Below are 15,002 nucleotides of genomic sequence, written 5' to 3'. Positions count from 1 at the left end.
ACGAATCCCAGACGCATGTACTACATTTATTTAGCTTCAGAAGGAGGCGCACAATCGCCCTCACAGATCAGACTTGGCAGGCTTTGATTCCTGCCATTGGTATTCAAATGCGCCACCCAATCCGCAAGGAAGGTATTTCCCGCACTGTGCTCCTGGTAAAAGTAACCCGGTATCGGCTTGAACATATCAACTAACCCCATATGAAACATACCGGCACCAATATAGTAATGAATGTTTTTGTTTAAGGCCATTGTGCGCAATGATTCGCGCATTTTACGATGCCATTCCTGCCAAACTGCTGGAGAAACCTTGCTCCACTCATCCGGATTGATCGACCCGGCATCTGTTTGCTGCATTATGTTTAGAAATAACACCTGCACGCCATCCCAGGCGGTTGTATAGTGCGCAAACTGACTCGTATGGAAATGATTCGCCATACCAGTCAAAATTTCCTGATAAAACACTTCAGCATCGAATGAGTTTAACTGGCCAATGCCTGGTGTTACGGATGTCAATGTACCCTCAACTCCCCACGGGCTATCCGTAGGCGCAAAAACCAGATCAATAAACCCCTGGGTGAAGATTCCCGCACCCGCATCAGCCAGAAAACTAAACTTTGTCTCTGGTGGAAAAAGACTGTGTAAACGAGGGAAATGCAATAGTGCACCATAGGATCCTACACTGGAACCAGCTATCATCACATGCTTAGCGTAGTATTTTCTGTTAAAAGAATTCCTGATCCATTCCCTGACTGCCATGAAATTATCGAATCCCCGATGCTGAACCACGATCTGGTTGCCGGTATTCGCATCTCTGTACTGCATGTCACGCGAACCAAGATGCGCATCACCAGTACAAGACGGAATAAAAACAATATTCCACTCCCGAACGGGGTTATCTCCTGGCGTCAAATCCATAATGCCGCCCGCTATTTCCGGCGAATTTTCCTGTTCAATGTCTGGGTTATAAACCGGACGCTCGCCGACCACCAAGGAAGTCAAGCAGGTTGCACTATTCCAGCATGCCCCGCCACCATTGAAATAGATCAATGTCTTATCCTTTCGGATACCCTCTCTGAAATAGAAATGAAAAGGCTGATTGGGCATTCCCATTTCATCCGGCAAATAGCTGAATGCGCAGCCTGGTTTGATATTTCTATTTTGACCATTATTATCTATTACGGTCATTGTTGTACTTGGAACTTCTATTTTTTGCCAGCCTTCAGCAGCTGCGTTATAAGCGCACGAACACAATACTAAGACGATGAATCTCAGTAATTTATCAGAAGTATTCATTTTTTCTCTCCGCTAATTCGAAAATGCATACTACATGCATAATGGACACATGCCAGTCAAACCAACAGCAGAATTGTTTTATAAAGTCTGCTTTGTCAGATTATTTCAGCCGATTTCTCGGCGGTGAGCTGATGCTGTTACCACATCATTGACGAATAACATCGGCCATTGCTTGCGCTCCCATTTTTATACCTGGCTTCCTGTACAGCTCCAGCATCGTCAAGCCAGTCTCTGTCTGTTTGAGTGTTTCGATGATCTGATTATTCGTGAACCGTGGCTTCATCTCGTAGAACTCTTCAATAAGAAAATTCTACTTCTGATTACACCTCTTTGGGGGCGAATTGTCTTGTGATGACCGGTTGTTTATGATGGCTATCAGTGGTTGCCTTGTACTTCTTATGGTGTCTTACTCGCATCTCCGTTTTTTACATCAGGCTCTGAAGAGCTTCCCCGAGCTTCTCAAAAATGAGAGCTGGATGAACTGTGTGTCAGCACCTGTAACCGGAACTATGTTACGGACGCTGACGATGCTGCTCTATGTCCTCATGAAGAATCCTGCGTATTTCCAAGATGGCGGCAGCGGTTTCCTGAACGCTATGGCCCGAGACAATCACCTTTTCAGATGCGGCCCCCGGCAGATGAGAGCTTGCATAAGGCACCAACCCATCGTCCGTCTTTTCCAAAGGGCCCTTAGCGTTCAACCGGGCGATGATGGAGTGATAAGGCACGTGTCGGGAAATGGGTAATGTTGCAGCAGCTTTGACGAAGGGATCTTGCTGATCGAGGTTGTCAATGCTGGTGGGTATGGTTTTCAACAGTTCACTCACGTTCGCAGGCCCAGCATAAGCAGACTGGACGGCACCGCCCATATTCTTCAGCATCGTCAGCGGTAGACGGATCAGCCCCGACAGCCACCTCACTATGCGTTGTCCTGCCACTGCCGTGCCACGGTGCGGCGCAGCGATAAATATGACACGCCCAACTTCCGGTAATGGCTCAAACCGTAAGATTGGATCTATATGATCGCGAGCGCTTGTGGTCCCGTTTGCGTCGACGTTGGGAACATTCAGCGCCCAATTCCAGAGTTGTTCGTCGGCGGAAGACACCAATAAGCGGCTGATCATGCCGCCCATACTGTGGCCGATCACAACAACTCCCTGAGAAGCTGCAGTTTGACCTGAAGGGTCGACACTGGCAAGTACGTCTTCAAACAATCGTCGGATGGCAGCATGGTTGAGAACAACGGGCATGTTGGTTGGGTAATAGACTTGCCAGATCTGGAACGCTCTGCGCAAATCTTCATCACCAAGAATTTCATTAGCGACATTCACCCACGCTTCCGGACTGCTGGCCAAACCATGAAGCATCAGGATAATCCGACGATCAGGATCGAACGGCTGCATCATGTACAAATGTGGCCGATCTATACCACGATCACGGCCAAGCAGGCTTCGAAGTGACTGCTCATTAAACCCAGAACGAGCGAGCCATACTCCGTAGCCAGCTGTATAGTTTCCCGCCAGGGGGATACGCTCCCCGTGTAGCCTGAGTTCACTCTCGACCAGCGGGTCATGCACGCTGACGTGGACTTCCTGACGCTGAAGCAGATCTTCAAGATCTTCGCTGTCAAAGCGAAACAGCACGGTCAAATTGGGTGACGGCATCTCACTCCATCTGGGGACTCGATGCCGATACCCTCGGCGTCCACGCGATTCATTCTCATGCCTGCTCTCCGAATGAGTGACTTCCAATGGATGGTTGTCCAACACTGCTACCAATTCCGCTCCAAAACCATCCCGCCGATAAACGCTGCGCAAGCCCTTGAATGACAAGGACGACGCCGGCAACAACTCCTGTGGCATGGAAGCATTCTCGGGCAAACGGACCTTCATTTTGACATGTAATGTCCAGTTACCAATGCGTACAGTGGAATGGCGCTGGTTGATTACCCCCGACTCTTCTGTGCGATTTTTGAACAGCAACGTCACCGCTTGCTGAACAGAGTAGTTATACCAATCCCTAACCTGAGTTTGCCTATCCTCAAGTGCGCGTTCACCAGGTGCACGAGAAGTGAAAAACAGATAAGCGTACGCATAGCGGGTGGCTTCCATCCACGCACCAAAGCTCGCCACAGGATGCAATTGTGAATCCGGGGACTCAGCGATGCGGATTGCCTCCTGCAGCCAAAGTTCTGCAAGAGTCGAGAGGCGTCGTTCTTCTGAAATGCCCGAGGCTTCCGATAACGCTGCCATACATGCAGGAACAGATGTCGATGCGCAGGAGTTCAGATCCAGCCCGGTTACATGGATAGTTTGCTCGGTCATAGCACTTAGTTCTCCTGTGGCGAGAATGTCTCCACGTTGCTGAGCGACATATTCTTCCGGCTCTATTGGATGGATGGAAACTGACGGTTGGAACTCGCTCAGAATGGAGCAACCGTCCAAGCTCACCGTTATGACGGTGATAAGAAGCAATCGATTCAGTAAATGCTTGAAGGTATAAATCATGGTGCGAAGTTGGAACTCGGAAGGGGTATCCCAGGCACGTTCTTTCGAATAGCTCTGGAAAATTGCTCAGGGGTACCATCAAACTGCCGGGCCCGCGTCGTGATGTTTCCTCTAGCCACCAGTGTAGAGAAATTCTCTCCAGAGGTAAGCCCCTGTTGGTCGTAGGCGTACTCGGCAAAGTATCCAGATAATAAGAGTCGATAATCTATCGGCAGGCCCGGCGCAAATTGACGGGCAAGATCAAAAACAATGGTCGTGCAGTTGCTGGTTAAGGTGTTATAGAAACGAGGTCCCTGACGGATATCGTTAGCCGTTCGTAAATACCCCAGTAATGCACTACGCAGCTCGGTTGGACCAAGCGCCAAGCGGTAAAGGAAGACATCCTCGCCTCTGGCATTGGTTCGCACTCTCACGATGTCATTCTCATCTGCCGCGATCAACACCATCTCGTACTGGCGAAAAAAACCCGCAATCGCCGAGAAGGCTTCATGGCGCTCCTTACGGATCTCTAGAGAAAACACCAGTTGCTGCCCGTCCGAGAACCCGAATGAAATAAGGGTGTGCGCTATAGCAGGCCCCATCCAGTACGACAGGAAAAGGTCTGCAGACTCAAGTTGAGAAAGATTGTACTCACGCGTATCCCAGCGGGCTGTATAGTCGGTTTCGCTGCGCCAGTCGAAGTTACGCACGTTATGCAACGTCAATCGGTCTCCGTCAACCTCGACCTCAAGTAAGCGTGAAACGTCGTCTGCCCAGAGCCTCTCGTGAGAGGGAGTCACAGACTGCCACCAAAGCAGCAACAGCACTATCGCGCAGGCCATTACCACGTAAATTTTCAGGCGAGCACGCTGCCACGGGGCCACTGTTGCAGCTATGCCAAGTCCGCACCAAACCAACAATGCCGGGATACGCCAAGGCGGCGCGGCCTGAAACCATAATGCAAGTGTTCCCCACCCTACTATCAGGACGGTCAGAAACGCAACACCTGTGCGCACAGCATGCCGCGCGAGCCTGGTCGCACGAGACGAATCACCCTGGTCTTGTGGCATACACTCTCACGGTTCAAGAATTCATTTACTCGACACGTCCGGCTTTATCATTGCTATTCCCAGACTGTTGCTCCACGATGTGTCAAACGGGTGGTACCAGTTGAGCGGGGTTTGGCGCCAGCGGCTGTCGGATTTGACTCCTGCTTGAACAATACGAAGTGACATGTTGTTGAAAAAGATATCAAAAGGGTCATTCTTGATGGTTTTCTCCCTGTTTTTGTTCAATTTTCTGTTTGAAGACGTAATGAGGTCATGCGTTTCAGATTCCACGCCAGGCAAACCAGCGTCCGTTCTCCTTTGACCTTATCCAGACTCCACAGTGAGAATTGCCGAAATCCAATTACAGATTTGGGGATACCAAACACGGGTTCTACGGTTTGTTTGTGCAGTGGGTACATTTACATCCTGCCTGGCCTTTCAGTGTGTGTGCCATGCGTTTGCCGGGCTGGGGTTATCCGGCAAGGCAAGAAGTTCGGTGAACCGTTCAAACGGGCTGGGGTGGTACAGCTCGCGCCCGATTGCCATCAGCGGTTCAATACCGTGTACTCGCAGGCTGCCGCATTGTCTGCGCTGTAAAAGCCGTTGTCGGTCAGTAAATATTTAACTTTCCCAAGTGCGGCCGTGCGGCCGATAACTGTGTCAGCTGATCTATCAAAGGGTAGAGCCTCCTCAATTTATGGGGTAGTTCACCTTTGTATATTGCTTTCTTATGACCATTTCTTCCCCCAGTTAAGATTACTCTCTCTTAATGGGAGTGTCTGGATCTATTGAACCACGTCACTTTCTCTTTGAAAGCTGGACTATAACTATACCGGTAACAGGGGGAAGCCGGCCGATAAGCCGGGTTCTGTCGTGGACAGTCATTCCTCTAGGCATACAGTTACCTGTGTGCTCAAGCGATCTACCCGCAGACTCGGCGAGCAGCGTCATCATCTGCCTATTTGATCTTGCTCCGGATGGAGGTTGCCGCGTTTCACCGTAACTTAATACGCTCGTCTCTGTGGCCCTGTTCCTCGCCTCACAGCGGCCGGCCGTTAACCGGCATCCTGCTCTGTGGAGCCCGGACTTTCCTCTCCCTGTTACCAGGCAGCGACTGTCTGGCTGGCTTCCTCGGCGATTTTAACAGAGTCGTAAACCAAGCTCATGTTAAAGAAAGGAAAATGTTTGCAGAAATGGATGATCAATCCATATCCAGCCGCAGATTATTTTTGAATAAGACTGATCGCATCGCAGTGCTAAACAGGAAAAGTTACGGCATTGGGAGCGTGATTGCAAATTCTCGGCTATATGAGGGCTGGACTAAATTTCAGCAGAAAAATCTTGACCCACTTTTTTAAATCAGTTATAAAAAATTTCATCCTGATGACAAGAGAGTAATTGTAGGGTGAAAAATGAAATTAACGAAACTCCGGGTTGGCCAATCTGACAGTTTATTAATTCATTAGTTCACGGATTGGTTATACACGGTCAATTATATTATTAATCGTTTTTCTGGATGAAGGCAGTGACGTTGTCTGATACGGAAAAACAACAATTTCAATTTTAATTGAGAAAGGTATTTACCAATGAAAAAGCAGATAGCGGGCTTGGTATTCTCGGGTCTGGCATGTACTGCAATAAATGTATCTGCCGAGGAAGACAGGGAGCTCAGGCAGAAAGTGGAAGCTCTGGAGGCAAAGATTGCTGATCTTGAAGGGCGTTCAAAAAATGAGGAACATGACGATAGCCATGGATTCGATAGCCATAAGTTTCATGGGGGCATAACCCTGAAACAGGACAATTTTTTCGGATTTCAGACTATCGTAGATGCAGGTTATGAAGTTGCTGACAATATTGATTTCATGTTCTACGCGTGGTTGTGGACCAATCCCAATTTCGGGAAAAGCAGCGTGGTAACAGTTGATAGCAGCGGTAATGAAAACAATGTGGGCGGACAGGGGCTCTGGACAGAGTTTGGTATTGGCCTAAATTTCAGGTTTTTTGACAATACGTTGAGTGTCAATCCTAATATCGGGATGCTAAACGGCTCGTTGTTGTCTTCCAGAGTCATCGGTAAGGATATTCGTGCTGGTGAAGGGGTTGTACCTAATCTGGTCGTTAATTACGATAATGATTACGTTACAGCAAACCTTTACGTTGCTTACTACCTGGCTACACGCGGTCCACGTGCAAGGGATTTTCTGCACAACTGGATCAGTGTCGGGGTAAAGCCTGCCTTGTTCGGTTTTGACAAGGTATTGCCGATCAATTCTGTCGGTATTCACTGGGAGCACCTTTGGGCAGCTAAAAATCGTATAGATAGCAGCCTGGAGGGAGTCGTGTATAACTGGGTGGGTCCTTACATCGAATTTGGTCTACCGAAAAATCTTGCTTTGCGTTTTGCGGGTGGATTTGATGTGAAGGATGATGTATCCAGTAATTTTTACCAGGCCAGTATTAAACTTGATTTTTGATAAAAACAATCTGCTGTTCCGTAACTCCATTTGCATCAATGGAGTTACGGAACAATTCCTGCCATTGTCATCAATAAATTATGCCGCCCTGTCACTGGTCTGCTGAGTGCGCGATCTGGTACAGATGACAGTTTCTTCCGCTTGTCATTTGGTTTAAGGGTAGCCAGCCAATATCCGCCAGTTACTGTTCTCTCACCTGCTTGCAATAATCGTTTGATCTGAATCCAGTCGTGAAAACGTTCTCCAGATATCAAAAAGCTCTGTTGTGCTAGATCGTTAAACGAAGCCCAACACTCTGTGCATGAAGACAGGCAGCGTGCGAATCCGTTTGCCTCCGATAAACGTGCTAATTCCTTTGTTTTATGCGGATATGCAAACAGGCAAATCGAAAATACGCTGTTGAGCATGATCGCCAGATTAAAGTCAGCCCGCCAGCAGCTAACAAAATCTGAAATTCATAAGAGGTTTTTCATCATGCTGGTAATTATTAGATATCTTATTGTCATTGTTTCCGTATTTGATGGGTTTGCTCTGGCAGGCAGCCATCTGTTCTTTTTCCCGATATTGTTGTGATAACAACACTGAGTCTGCTTGCTTATGGTATCTCTGGTTTTATTATGCTCATCCTGATTTTTGGCAGGATATATCACACCTGGATACTATTTTTCCTGACCAGTCATGAAGCGGTTGAGACACTGGTTGAATAGTTACCGAAGGATCACGATTTTAATTGATTGACCTGGATGCAGGTTGTGTCCGGTTGGATGATTTCAGTGGCACCATGCTTTATATCTGGCAAACCTTAATACAACACAGAGCATCACTCTCGTCGCCAGCTCGTTCCATGCGAACCGTCTTCCAAGATAATGCCTGCTTCCGCCAGTTGCTGGCGTAGCGCGTCTGCTTGTGCAAAATTCCTTTCCTTGCGCGCCTGCAATCGCTGCTGAATCATGCTTTCGATTTCTTCCGCTGAAAAGCCGTTGTCTTGCTGTTGCACCTGTTGCTGCAAATACTGTTGCGGTGATTGCTGTAACAGACCCAGTACGCCGCCCAAAGCCTTGAGTACGCTGGCGTAATGTGGATCACCCGTCCGATTTGCTTCGCTTGCCAGATCGAACAGCACCGCAATCGCTTCCGGTGTGTTGAAATCATCGTTCATCGCTGCCATGAAACGTTGGGCATAAACATTATTTGCCCAATCAATCACAACAATGGCTGCTTCAGAATCCTGGGATGGATGATTCTTCAACGCCGTATAAAGGCGTTCCAGTGCACTTCTGGCATCGTTGAGATGAGCATCTGAATAGTTGAGGGGGCTGCGATAGTGTGCACGTACAATGAAAAAACGAACAACTTCAGGCTGGTAACGGGTCAGCACTTCCCGTACAGTAAAAAAATTACCCAGTGATTTGGACATTTTTTCATTGTCCACCCGTACAAAACCATTGTGCATCCAGTAATTCACGTGGGGATGGCCATGTACACCTTCACTCTGGGCAATTTCATTTTCATGATGTGGAAATTGCAGATCCTGTCCCCCTCCATGGATGTCAAACTGCTCACCCAGATAATGTTCGCTCATGGCTGAGCATTCGATATGCCAGCCTGGGCGTCCTTTACCCCATGGTGAATCCCAACTGGGTTCATCGGGTTTGGCGGCTTTCCATAATACAAAATCCAGTGGATCTCGCTTATTGGTATCGATTTCTACACGCTCACCAGCACGCAGATCATCGAGCGATTTCCCGGAAAGCTTGCCATAATCAGGAAAACGCCGCACATCGTAAAACACATCTCCGTTACTGGCTACGTAGGCCAGCTCCTTGTTCAACAAGGATTCGATCATTGCAATCATGCTATCGATATATTCGGTTGCCCGCGGCTCGAAAGAAGGGCTGATGACGCCAAGGGTTGCTGCATCTTCTTCCATTGCCTGAATATAACGGGCGGTCAGCGCACTGAAAGGCTCATGATTTTCCAGCGCCCGGCGGATGATCTTGTCATCAACGTCGGTGATATTGCGGACATAAGTCACCTTGTAGCCCAAGGTTTGCAGCCAGCGCACTACACTGTCGAACACGACGAGCACGCGAGCATGTCCAAGATGACAATGATCATAGACGGTCATGCCGCACACATACATTTTGATTTCCCCGGGCGTGAGCGAGATAAATTCGCGTCTGGATCGAGTGAGCGTATCGTAGATTTTGAGCATTGGAGATGTATGCAGAGAGATAGTTGTGTGGAAGTGCTTGCTTTGTTGATAGAATTAGATCTTTTCTTTATAACCGTTCGCTGGGGAGCCAGGGGCAAAACCGTATGAGTATAACATAATGACAATCTTCTCCTTTGAGCAGCACCCGGTAAAAATGGCTGTCTCCGTGACACTATACCTTGCTTTGAGCCTGGCGATGTTGGCGACATCCGTTTTTGCGGCGAATCCCAGAGTTGAAATTAAAACCAATCTTGGCGCAATACAGGTGGAGCTCTATGCCGATCAGGCACCCAAAACAGTCGAGAATTTTTTGGGCTATGTGAATGATGGTTATTATACTGGCACGATTTTTCATCGGGTTATTGCCGGGTTCATGATTCAGGGAGGGGGATTCGATCAAAACTATACCCAGAAATCCACCCGCCAGCCGGTTGAGAATGAGGCGGCCAACAGACTTAAAAATACAATCGGCACTCTTGCAATGGCACGTACTAACGATCCACACTCTGCTTCATCACAGTTTTTCATCAATGTCGCCAATAACAACTTCCTGGACTATACCGCTTCTACCATGCAGGGATATGGTTATGCTGTCTTCGGTAAAGTCACGGCCGGTATGGATGTCGTCAAGAATATTGCCAATGCAGCCACTGGAGCAAATGGGCCTTTTAACAGAGATGTTCCGCAAAAAATGATAGTGATTGAAAGTATTAAGCTCCTTCCTGCTTCTGCTGATTCCGAAAATCCATAAACTTAAGGCAACCCCAAAATGGTTAAAATACATACAAATCACGGTGTAATTACTTTGGAACTCGACAGTGAGAAAACACCCGTTACTGTCGAAAATTTTCTGCGCTATGTCGATAGCGGACATTATGACAATACCCTGTTTCATCGTGTGATTGATGGTTTCATGATTCAAGGGGGCGGCTATGCCTCAGGAATGAAGGAAAAACCGACTCAGGCTTCTATTCAGAATGAAGCTGCACTGGGAGCTGGGAATGAAACCTATTCGATTGCCATGGCTCGTACTTCCGATGTGCATTCGGCCACTTCGCAATTTTTTATTAATGTTGCAAATAACAGCTTCCTGAATCACACCAGCATGACACCACAAGGTTTTGGTTATTGCGTGTTTGGCCGGGTAGTGGAAGGAAAAGAGGTAGTAGATGCGATCAAAAAGGTGAAAACCGGCCGCTTAGCCGGACATCAGGATGTACCGTTGGAAGATGTCATCATTGAGAAAGCAGAACGAGCTTGAGCAAAATCCAGATAAATAGCGCATCTGGCACAAAAAGGAATCTGGCCTGTATTTTATAAATGAACGTTCGGTAGAAATGATGGACATCACTAAAATTCTGGAAACAGCTCAAAATCGAGCAAAGGAGCTGGGGGTTTGCTACAAGGGTGCGCTGCTGCCATCAGAAGCATACAGGGTGCTGCAAGCCGTGCCGGAAGCCAGAATTGTGGATGTCCGTTGTCGGGCTGAACTGGATTGGGTTGGGCGTATTCCAGGGGCAATTGAAGTCGAGTTGCTGACTTACCCTGGAATGCAGTCTAATCCCGGCTTTCCGCATCAGCTTTCCGGGCAGGTTGCGGATGACGCCGTGCTTCTATTTATATGTCGTACCGGTGTACGATCGGACAAGGCGGCAACCCTCATGGGGCAATATGGTTTTACCAATTGCTACAATGTTCTGGAAGGTTTTGAGGGCGAGAAAGATGAAATCGGCCATCGTGGGCTAAAAAACGGATGGAAAGCTGCTGGTTTGCCGTGGATTCAAGGATGATTAGCCGGTAGACCAGTCGACTGCACCAAAATAAGCAGTCAACAATACGATCAGACCAAAACCAATCCGGTACCACGCAAATGGGGTAAAGTCATGATGGCTCACATAGCGGATAAACCCGCGTATTGCTATCAGTGCACTGAAAAAAGCGGCAGTAAACCCCACTGCAAACATTCCCAGATCGTTGCTATGCAAGAACTCCCGATGCTTATAAACATCATAAAACGTTGCTGCAAACATTACCGGGATTGCCAGAAAGAAAGAAAATTCCGCAGCGGTTTTGCGTGAGAGGCCAAAGAACAACCCACCGATAATCGTTGCACCAGAGCGGGATGTGCCCGGAATCAGTGCCAGGCATTGCGCACAGCCCACCTTCAGTGCGCGCTTCCAATCCATGTCATCGACTGTTTCTATTTCCACCCGGTGTTCCCGACGTTCGATCCACAGTATTAATATTCCGCCGATGATCAGTGCAATGGCGACTGGCATGGGATGAAACAAATAGTGTTTTATTGTTTCAATAAATAGCAAACCCAGGACTGCAGCCGGTAAAAAGGCAATAAGCAGGTTCATTACAAAACGGTTTGCCTGCCGGGTACCTAGATTTCGGATGACATTCATCAGGCGTTCCCGATATTCCCAGCAGACTGCTAGAATCGCCCCCAGTTGAATAGCTACAGTGAAAACCTTGGCTTTGTCATCGTTGAAATCAAGCAAATCTCCGGCGACTATCAAGTGCCCAGTGGATGAGATCGGTAAAAACTCGGTGAGCCCTTCAACAATACCAAGCAGAAATGCCTTGAGAAGAAACAGCCAATCCATAACTAATGAGTTCGTTTAATTTAGTTTAGTTGAGGCAAATGAAAAGTTATGGGAAAGCATCACAGTTTGCTGTAAAGCTCTCCGCCCTTTTCAATGAATTCATTTGCTTTCTGGGACATGCCTTCTTTCAGTGCCTCGGATTCAGAAATTCCCTGTTGCGCTGCATAGTCACGTACATCCTGAGTAATTTTCATCGAACAGAAATTAGGTCCGCACATGGAGCAGAAATGAGCAAGCTTGGCACCTTCCTGCGGCAGGGTTTCATCATGAAACTGTCTGGCCTTGTCCGGATCCAGACTTAGATTGAACTGGTCGTTCCAGCGGAATTCAAAACGTGCTTTGGACAGTGCGTTATCACGAATTTGTGCGCCAGGGTGCCCTTTGGCCAAATCAGCAGCATGTGCAGCGATTTTATAGGTAATGATTCCGTCCTTGACATCATCTTTGTCGGGCAGGCCAAGATGTTCCTTGGGTGTGACATAACACAGCATGGCGGTCCCGTACCAACCGATCATGGCAGCACCGATTGCTGAGGTAATGTGATCGTAACCAGGAGCAATATCGGTGGTGAGTGGCCCCAGCGTATAGAATGGTGCTTCATGACAATGTTCGAGTTGCAGATCCATGTTTTCCCGGATCAGATGCATGGGTACATGGCCAGGTCCTTCAATCATTGTCTGTATATCGTGTTTCCAGGCGATCTGTGTTAATTCACCCAGTGTCTTTAATTCCGCGATCTGAGCCTCATCATTGGCGTCGTAAATTGAGCCAGGACGCAATCCGTCTCCCAGCGAAAAGCTAACGTCGTAAGCCTTCATGATTTCGCAAATATTTTCGAAGTGCGTGTACAGGAAACTTTCCTGATGGTGTGCCAGACACCATTTGGCCATGATAGAGCCACCACGGGAGACAATACCGGTCATGCGTCTGGCTGTCATTGGTACGAAAGGCAAGCGTACTCCGGCGTGAATGGTGAAGTAGTCCACACCCTGTTCTGCCTGTTCGATCAGCGTATCGCGGAAAATTTCCCAAGTCAGCTCCTCAGCCTTGCCGTCTACTTTTTCCAGTGCCTGATAAATTGGCACTGTGCCGATTGGGACCGGGCTGTTGCGAATAATCCATTCACGTGTTTCGTGGATATTTTTTCCAGTGGAGAGATCCATGACGGTATCGCCGCCCCAGCGAATTGCCCAGGTCATTTTTTCTACTTCATCCTGAATACTGGAACCCAGCGCGGAATTACCGATATTGGCATTGATTTTGACCAGAAAATTGCGGCCGATAATCATTGGCTCTGCTTCCGGATGATTGATGTTGGCAGGAATAATGGCGCGTCCGCACGCAACTTCGCTACGCACAAATTCAGGAGTAATTCGTTCCTGAATGGCAGCACCAAAACCTTGTCCCGGGTGTTGCCGAACCAGCAGTTCATTTTTCGTCAGATCGGTTACATGTTCTCTGCACTGATTTTCCCGGAGTGCGATAAACTCCATCTCCGGTGTAATGATGCCGCGTCGGGCATAATGCATCTGGGTAACATTCACGCCATTTTTAGCACGACGAGCCGGCCGCTTGAGATTAAAGCGCATCGCTGCTAAAGCGGGATCCTGCAAGCGTCCCAGGCTGTAACTTGAGGATAATTCCGGGAGAACATCCGTATCTTCACGTTCTTCAATCCACTTTTCGCGCACGGGAGGCAGCCCGCGGCGGATATCTATATTGGCGTCAGGATCTGTGTAGGGACCAGAGGTATCGTAGACCCAGATGGGAGGATTTTTTTCGATTCCCCGGCTGGTAGTAGTGTCAGACTGGCTGATTTCCCGCATCGGTACCTGGATATCTGCACGGGAGCCTTGAATATAGATCTTGCGTGAATTCGGGAGAGGCTGTATTGCAGCCGTATCTACCCGTGCATTGTCGCTGGTGAATTTTTCCAATCTGGAAACAGGTGTTTTCATGCTATGCTCCTCAATCAAGAATGCCGCAAGGAGCGGGGAAATGGCTCCCGGCTTCCCTCCGGCGGCGTTATCCGCATCAGGTATTAAGGGACTATCTCACCGACATTCCGGTCTCCCGGAAATAAGGACCCCTAGCCAAAGCAGCCAAGCTAAAGTAAATATGGAATAATTGCAAGTCTGATTCTTTTATTGATAATAAAATTAAATAATCTATGACGAACCTCGAACAAAGTCGCTTCAATATGGTGGAACAGCAAGTCCGGACCTGGAATGTTCTCAATCAGGATGTGCTTGATTTGTTATATCAGATAAAGCGTGAAGAATTTGTGCCCGCGGCCTACCGTTTTATGGCATTCATGGATATGGAGATTCCGCTGGAGCATGATGCTGTAATGTTAACACCCAAAATGGAAGCGCGTATCCTGCAGGAACTGAACATCAATAAGACTGATAAAATTCTTGAGGTCGGTACCGGAACAGGCTATATGACTGCATTGCTGGCCAAACTTGGTGCGCATGTTTATAGCGTGGAAATCGTACCGGAGTTACACGCCATGGCTCGTATCAACCTGCAGGCACATGACATTACCAACATCACCCTTGAGCAGGGTGATGCAGCGCGTGGTTGGCCCGATCATGGTCCGTATGATGTAATTGTTTTGACAGCCTCTACGCCGATACTGCCCGAAGCATTTCAGCAAAGTCTGACGGCAGGAGGCCGACTATTTGCCATAATTGGTGAGGAACCTGTTATGGAGGCAATGTTGATAACCTGTATCACACCTGGTCATTATAGTTCGATTCGCTTGTTCGAAACCTGCACGGCACCATTCAGAAATGCGTTACAGCGCGAGCAGTTTCATTTTTAATCCTGCCCATTAGCTGCTTCATAAAAGCCAAGAGACTGATAGCT

Annotated in this window: 14 protein-coding genes, 1 other RNA gene, 1 pseudogene and 1 riboswitch; of the genes and pseudogenes, 5 read left to right on the top strand and 11 right to left on the bottom strand. The window is 48.1% G+C overall.

Translation table 11 applies throughout. The features are described from left to right. Positions 1–26: 26 nt before the first annotated feature. From ABO04_RS10095 to rnpB, 7 genes and pseudogenes are all read right to left on the bottom strand, one after another. Complete coding sequence (locus ABO04_RS10095) at positions 27–1,295, bottom strand: pectin acetylesterase-family hydrolase (protein ID WP_160810548.1); 1,269 nt, start codon at positions 1,293–1,295, stop codon at positions 27–29. Positions 1,296–1,440: 145 nt separating this feature from the next. Continuing rightward, the gene (locus ABO04_RS10090; protein ID WP_160810547.1) at positions 1,441–1,578 is read right to left on the bottom strand and encodes a hypothetical protein; all 138 of its coding nucleotides are present in this window, start codon (positions 1,576–1,578) and stop codon (positions 1,441–1,443) included. A 229-nt stretch (positions 1,579–1,807) separates the two neighbouring features. Further along, entirely contained in the window at positions 1,808–3,619 is a 1,812-nt protein-coding gene (locus ABO04_RS10085) for an alpha/beta fold hydrolase (RefSeq protein ID WP_240141519.1), read from the bottom strand. Between the two features lie 179 nt (positions 3,620–3,798). After that, the gene (locus tag ABO04_RS10080; protein WP_160810545.1) at positions 3,799–4,851 is read right to left on the bottom strand and encodes a DUF4105 domain-containing protein; all 1,053 of its coding nucleotides are present in this window, start codon (positions 4,849–4,851) and stop codon (positions 3,799–3,801) included. 21 nt (positions 4,852–4,872) lie between these two features. Further along, positions 4,873–5,121 carry a hypothetical protein gene (locus ABO04_RS11810; protein WP_164504337.1) on the bottom strand — a complete coding sequence of 83 codons (249 nt, stop codon included), beginning with the start codon at positions 5,119–5,121 and terminating at the stop codon, positions 4,873–4,875. Continuing rightward, positions 5,073–5,201 (bottom strand): annotated as a pseudogene (locus ABO04_RS10075) (hypothetical protein); the annotation flags it as partial. The pseudogene ABO04_RS10075 and the gene ABO04_RS11810, both read right to left, overlap by 49 nt. 470 nt (positions 5,202–5,671) lie before the next feature. Beyond that, positions 5,672–5,960, bottom strand: an RNA gene (gene rnpB, locus ABO04_RS10070) — RNase P RNA component class A. A gap of 456 nt (positions 5,961–6,416) precedes the next feature. Between rnpB and ABO04_RS10065 the strand changes: the two genes are divergently transcribed. Beyond that, positions 6,417–7,304 carry a DUF6733 family protein gene (locus ABO04_RS10065; RefSeq protein ID WP_160810543.1) on the top strand — a complete coding sequence of 296 codons (888 nt, stop codon included), beginning with the start codon at positions 6,417–6,419 and terminating at the stop codon, positions 7,302–7,304. Between the two features lie 44 nt (positions 7,305–7,348). Here the strand turns inward: ABO04_RS10065 and ABO04_RS10060 are convergent, their stop codons facing one another. Together ABO04_RS10060 and cysS are read right to left on the bottom strand one after the other, a co-directional pair. Further along, complete coding sequence (locus tag ABO04_RS10060; protein WP_160810542.1) at positions 7,349–7,711, bottom strand: hypothetical protein; 363 nt, start codon at positions 7,709–7,711, stop codon at positions 7,349–7,351. A 413-nt stretch (positions 7,712–8,124) separates the two neighbouring features. Then, positions 8,125–9,519, bottom strand: a complete 1,395-nt coding sequence (gene cysS / locus ABO04_RS10055) for a cysteine--tRNA ligase (protein ID WP_160810541.1) — start codon at positions 9,517–9,519, stop codon at positions 8,125–8,127. A gap of 196 nt (positions 9,520–9,715) precedes the next feature. Between cysS and ABO04_RS10050 the strand changes: the two genes are divergently transcribed. The 3 genes from ABO04_RS10050 to ABO04_RS10040 all read left to right on the top strand — a co-directional run bounded on the left by ABO04_RS10050 (position 9,716) and on the right by ABO04_RS10040 (position 11,309). After that, positions 9,716–10,270 carry a peptidylprolyl isomerase gene (locus tag ABO04_RS10050; protein WP_240141530.1) on the top strand — a complete coding sequence of 185 codons (555 nt, stop codon included), beginning with the start codon at positions 9,716–9,718 and terminating at the stop codon, positions 10,268–10,270. Between the two features lie 18 nt (positions 10,271–10,288). Continuing rightward, the gene (locus ABO04_RS10045; RefSeq protein WP_160810539.1) at positions 10,289–10,780 is read left to right on the top strand and encodes a peptidylprolyl isomerase; all 492 of its coding nucleotides are present in this window, start codon (positions 10,289–10,291) and stop codon (positions 10,778–10,780) included. Between the two features lie 76 nt (positions 10,781–10,856). Then, on the top strand, positions 10,857–11,309 hold the full coding sequence (locus tag ABO04_RS10040) for a rhodanese-like domain-containing protein (protein ID WP_160810538.1): 453 nt from the start codon (positions 10,857–10,859) through the stop codon (positions 11,307–11,309). Here the strand turns inward: ABO04_RS10040 and ABO04_RS10035 are convergent, their stop codons facing one another. Together ABO04_RS10035 and thiC are read right to left on the bottom strand one after the other, a co-directional pair. Beyond that, positions 11,310–12,131: an undecaprenyl-diphosphate phosphatase gene (locus tag ABO04_RS10035; protein WP_160810537.1), complete on the bottom strand. Its 822-nt coding sequence runs from the start codon at positions 12,129–12,131 to the stop codon at positions 11,310–11,312. A 59-nt stretch (positions 12,132–12,190) separates the two neighbouring features. Continuing rightward, positions 12,191–14,089 carry a phosphomethylpyrimidine synthase ThiC gene (gene thiC / locus ABO04_RS10030; protein ID WP_160810536.1) on the bottom strand — a complete coding sequence of 633 codons (1,899 nt, stop codon included), beginning with the start codon at positions 14,087–14,089 and terminating at the stop codon, positions 12,191–12,193. Positions 14,090–14,125: 36 nt separating this feature from the next. After that, positions 14,126–14,232, bottom strand: a riboswitch (TPP riboswitch). A 69-nt stretch (positions 14,233–14,301) separates the two neighbouring features. Here thiC and ABO04_RS10025 point away from each other — a divergent pair. Then, on the top strand, positions 14,302–14,958 hold the full coding sequence (locus tag ABO04_RS10025; RefSeq protein ID WP_160810535.1) for a protein-L-isoaspartate O-methyltransferase: 657 nt from the start codon (positions 14,302–14,304) through the stop codon (positions 14,956–14,958). The last annotated feature ends 44 nt before the right edge of the window (positions 14,959–15,002 follow it).

The organism is Nitrosomonas sp. HPC101 (assembly GCF_009833125.1).
Lineage (GTDB): Bacteria > Pseudomonadota > Gammaproteobacteria > Burkholderiales > Nitrosomonadaceae > Nitrosomonas.
The sequence above is the reverse complement of the archived record's forward strand: the minus strand, read 5'-3'. Positions and strand labels throughout refer to the sequence as shown.

Bases quoted from the DNA above. Each gene is read 5' to 3' on its own strand.
- ABO04_RS10095 (WP_160810548.1), bottom strand. From the start codon at position 1,295: ATGAATACTTCTGATAAATTACTGAGATTCATCGTCTTAGTATTGTGT.
- ABO04_RS10090 (WP_160810547.1), bottom strand. From the start codon at position 1,578: ATGAAGCCACGGTTCACGAATAATCAGATCATCGAAACACTCAAACAG.
- ABO04_RS10085 (WP_240141519.1), bottom strand. From the start codon at position 3,619: ATGACCGAGCAAACTATCCATGTAACCGGGCTGGATCTGAACTCCTGC.
- ABO04_RS10080 (WP_160810545.1), bottom strand. From the start codon at position 4,851: ATGCCACAAGACCAGGGTGATTCGTCTCGTGCGACCAGGCTCGCGCGG.
- ABO04_RS10065 (WP_160810543.1), top strand. From the start codon at position 6,417: ATGAAAAAGCAGATAGCGGGCTTGGTATTCTCGGGTCTGGCATGTACT.
- ABO04_RS10060 (WP_160810542.1), bottom strand. From the start codon at position 7,711: ATGCTCAACAGCGTATTTTCGATTTGCCTGTTTGCATATCCGCATAAA.
- cysS (WP_160810541.1), bottom strand. From the start codon at position 9,519: ATGCTCAAAATCTACGATACGCTCACTCGATCCAGACGCGAATTTATC.
- ABO04_RS10050 (WP_240141530.1), top strand. From the start codon at position 9,716: ATGTTGGCGACATCCGTTTTTGCGGCGAATCCCAGAGTTGAAATTAAA.
- ABO04_RS10045 (WP_160810539.1), top strand. From the start codon at position 10,289: ATGGTTAAAATACATACAAATCACGGTGTAATTACTTTGGAACTCGAC.
- ABO04_RS10040 (WP_160810538.1), top strand. From the start codon at position 10,857: ATGATGGACATCACTAAAATTCTGGAAACAGCTCAAAATCGAGCAAAG.
- ABO04_RS10035 (WP_160810537.1), bottom strand. From the start codon at position 12,131: ATGGATTGGCTGTTTCTTCTCAAGGCATTTCTGCTTGGTATTGTTGAA.
- thiC (WP_160810536.1), bottom strand. From the start codon at position 14,089: ATGAAAACACCTGTTTCCAGATTGGAAAAATTCACCAGCGACAATGCA.
- ABO04_RS10025 (WP_160810535.1), top strand. From the start codon at position 14,302: ATGACGAACCTCGAACAAAGTCGCTTCAATATGGTGGAACAGCAAGTC.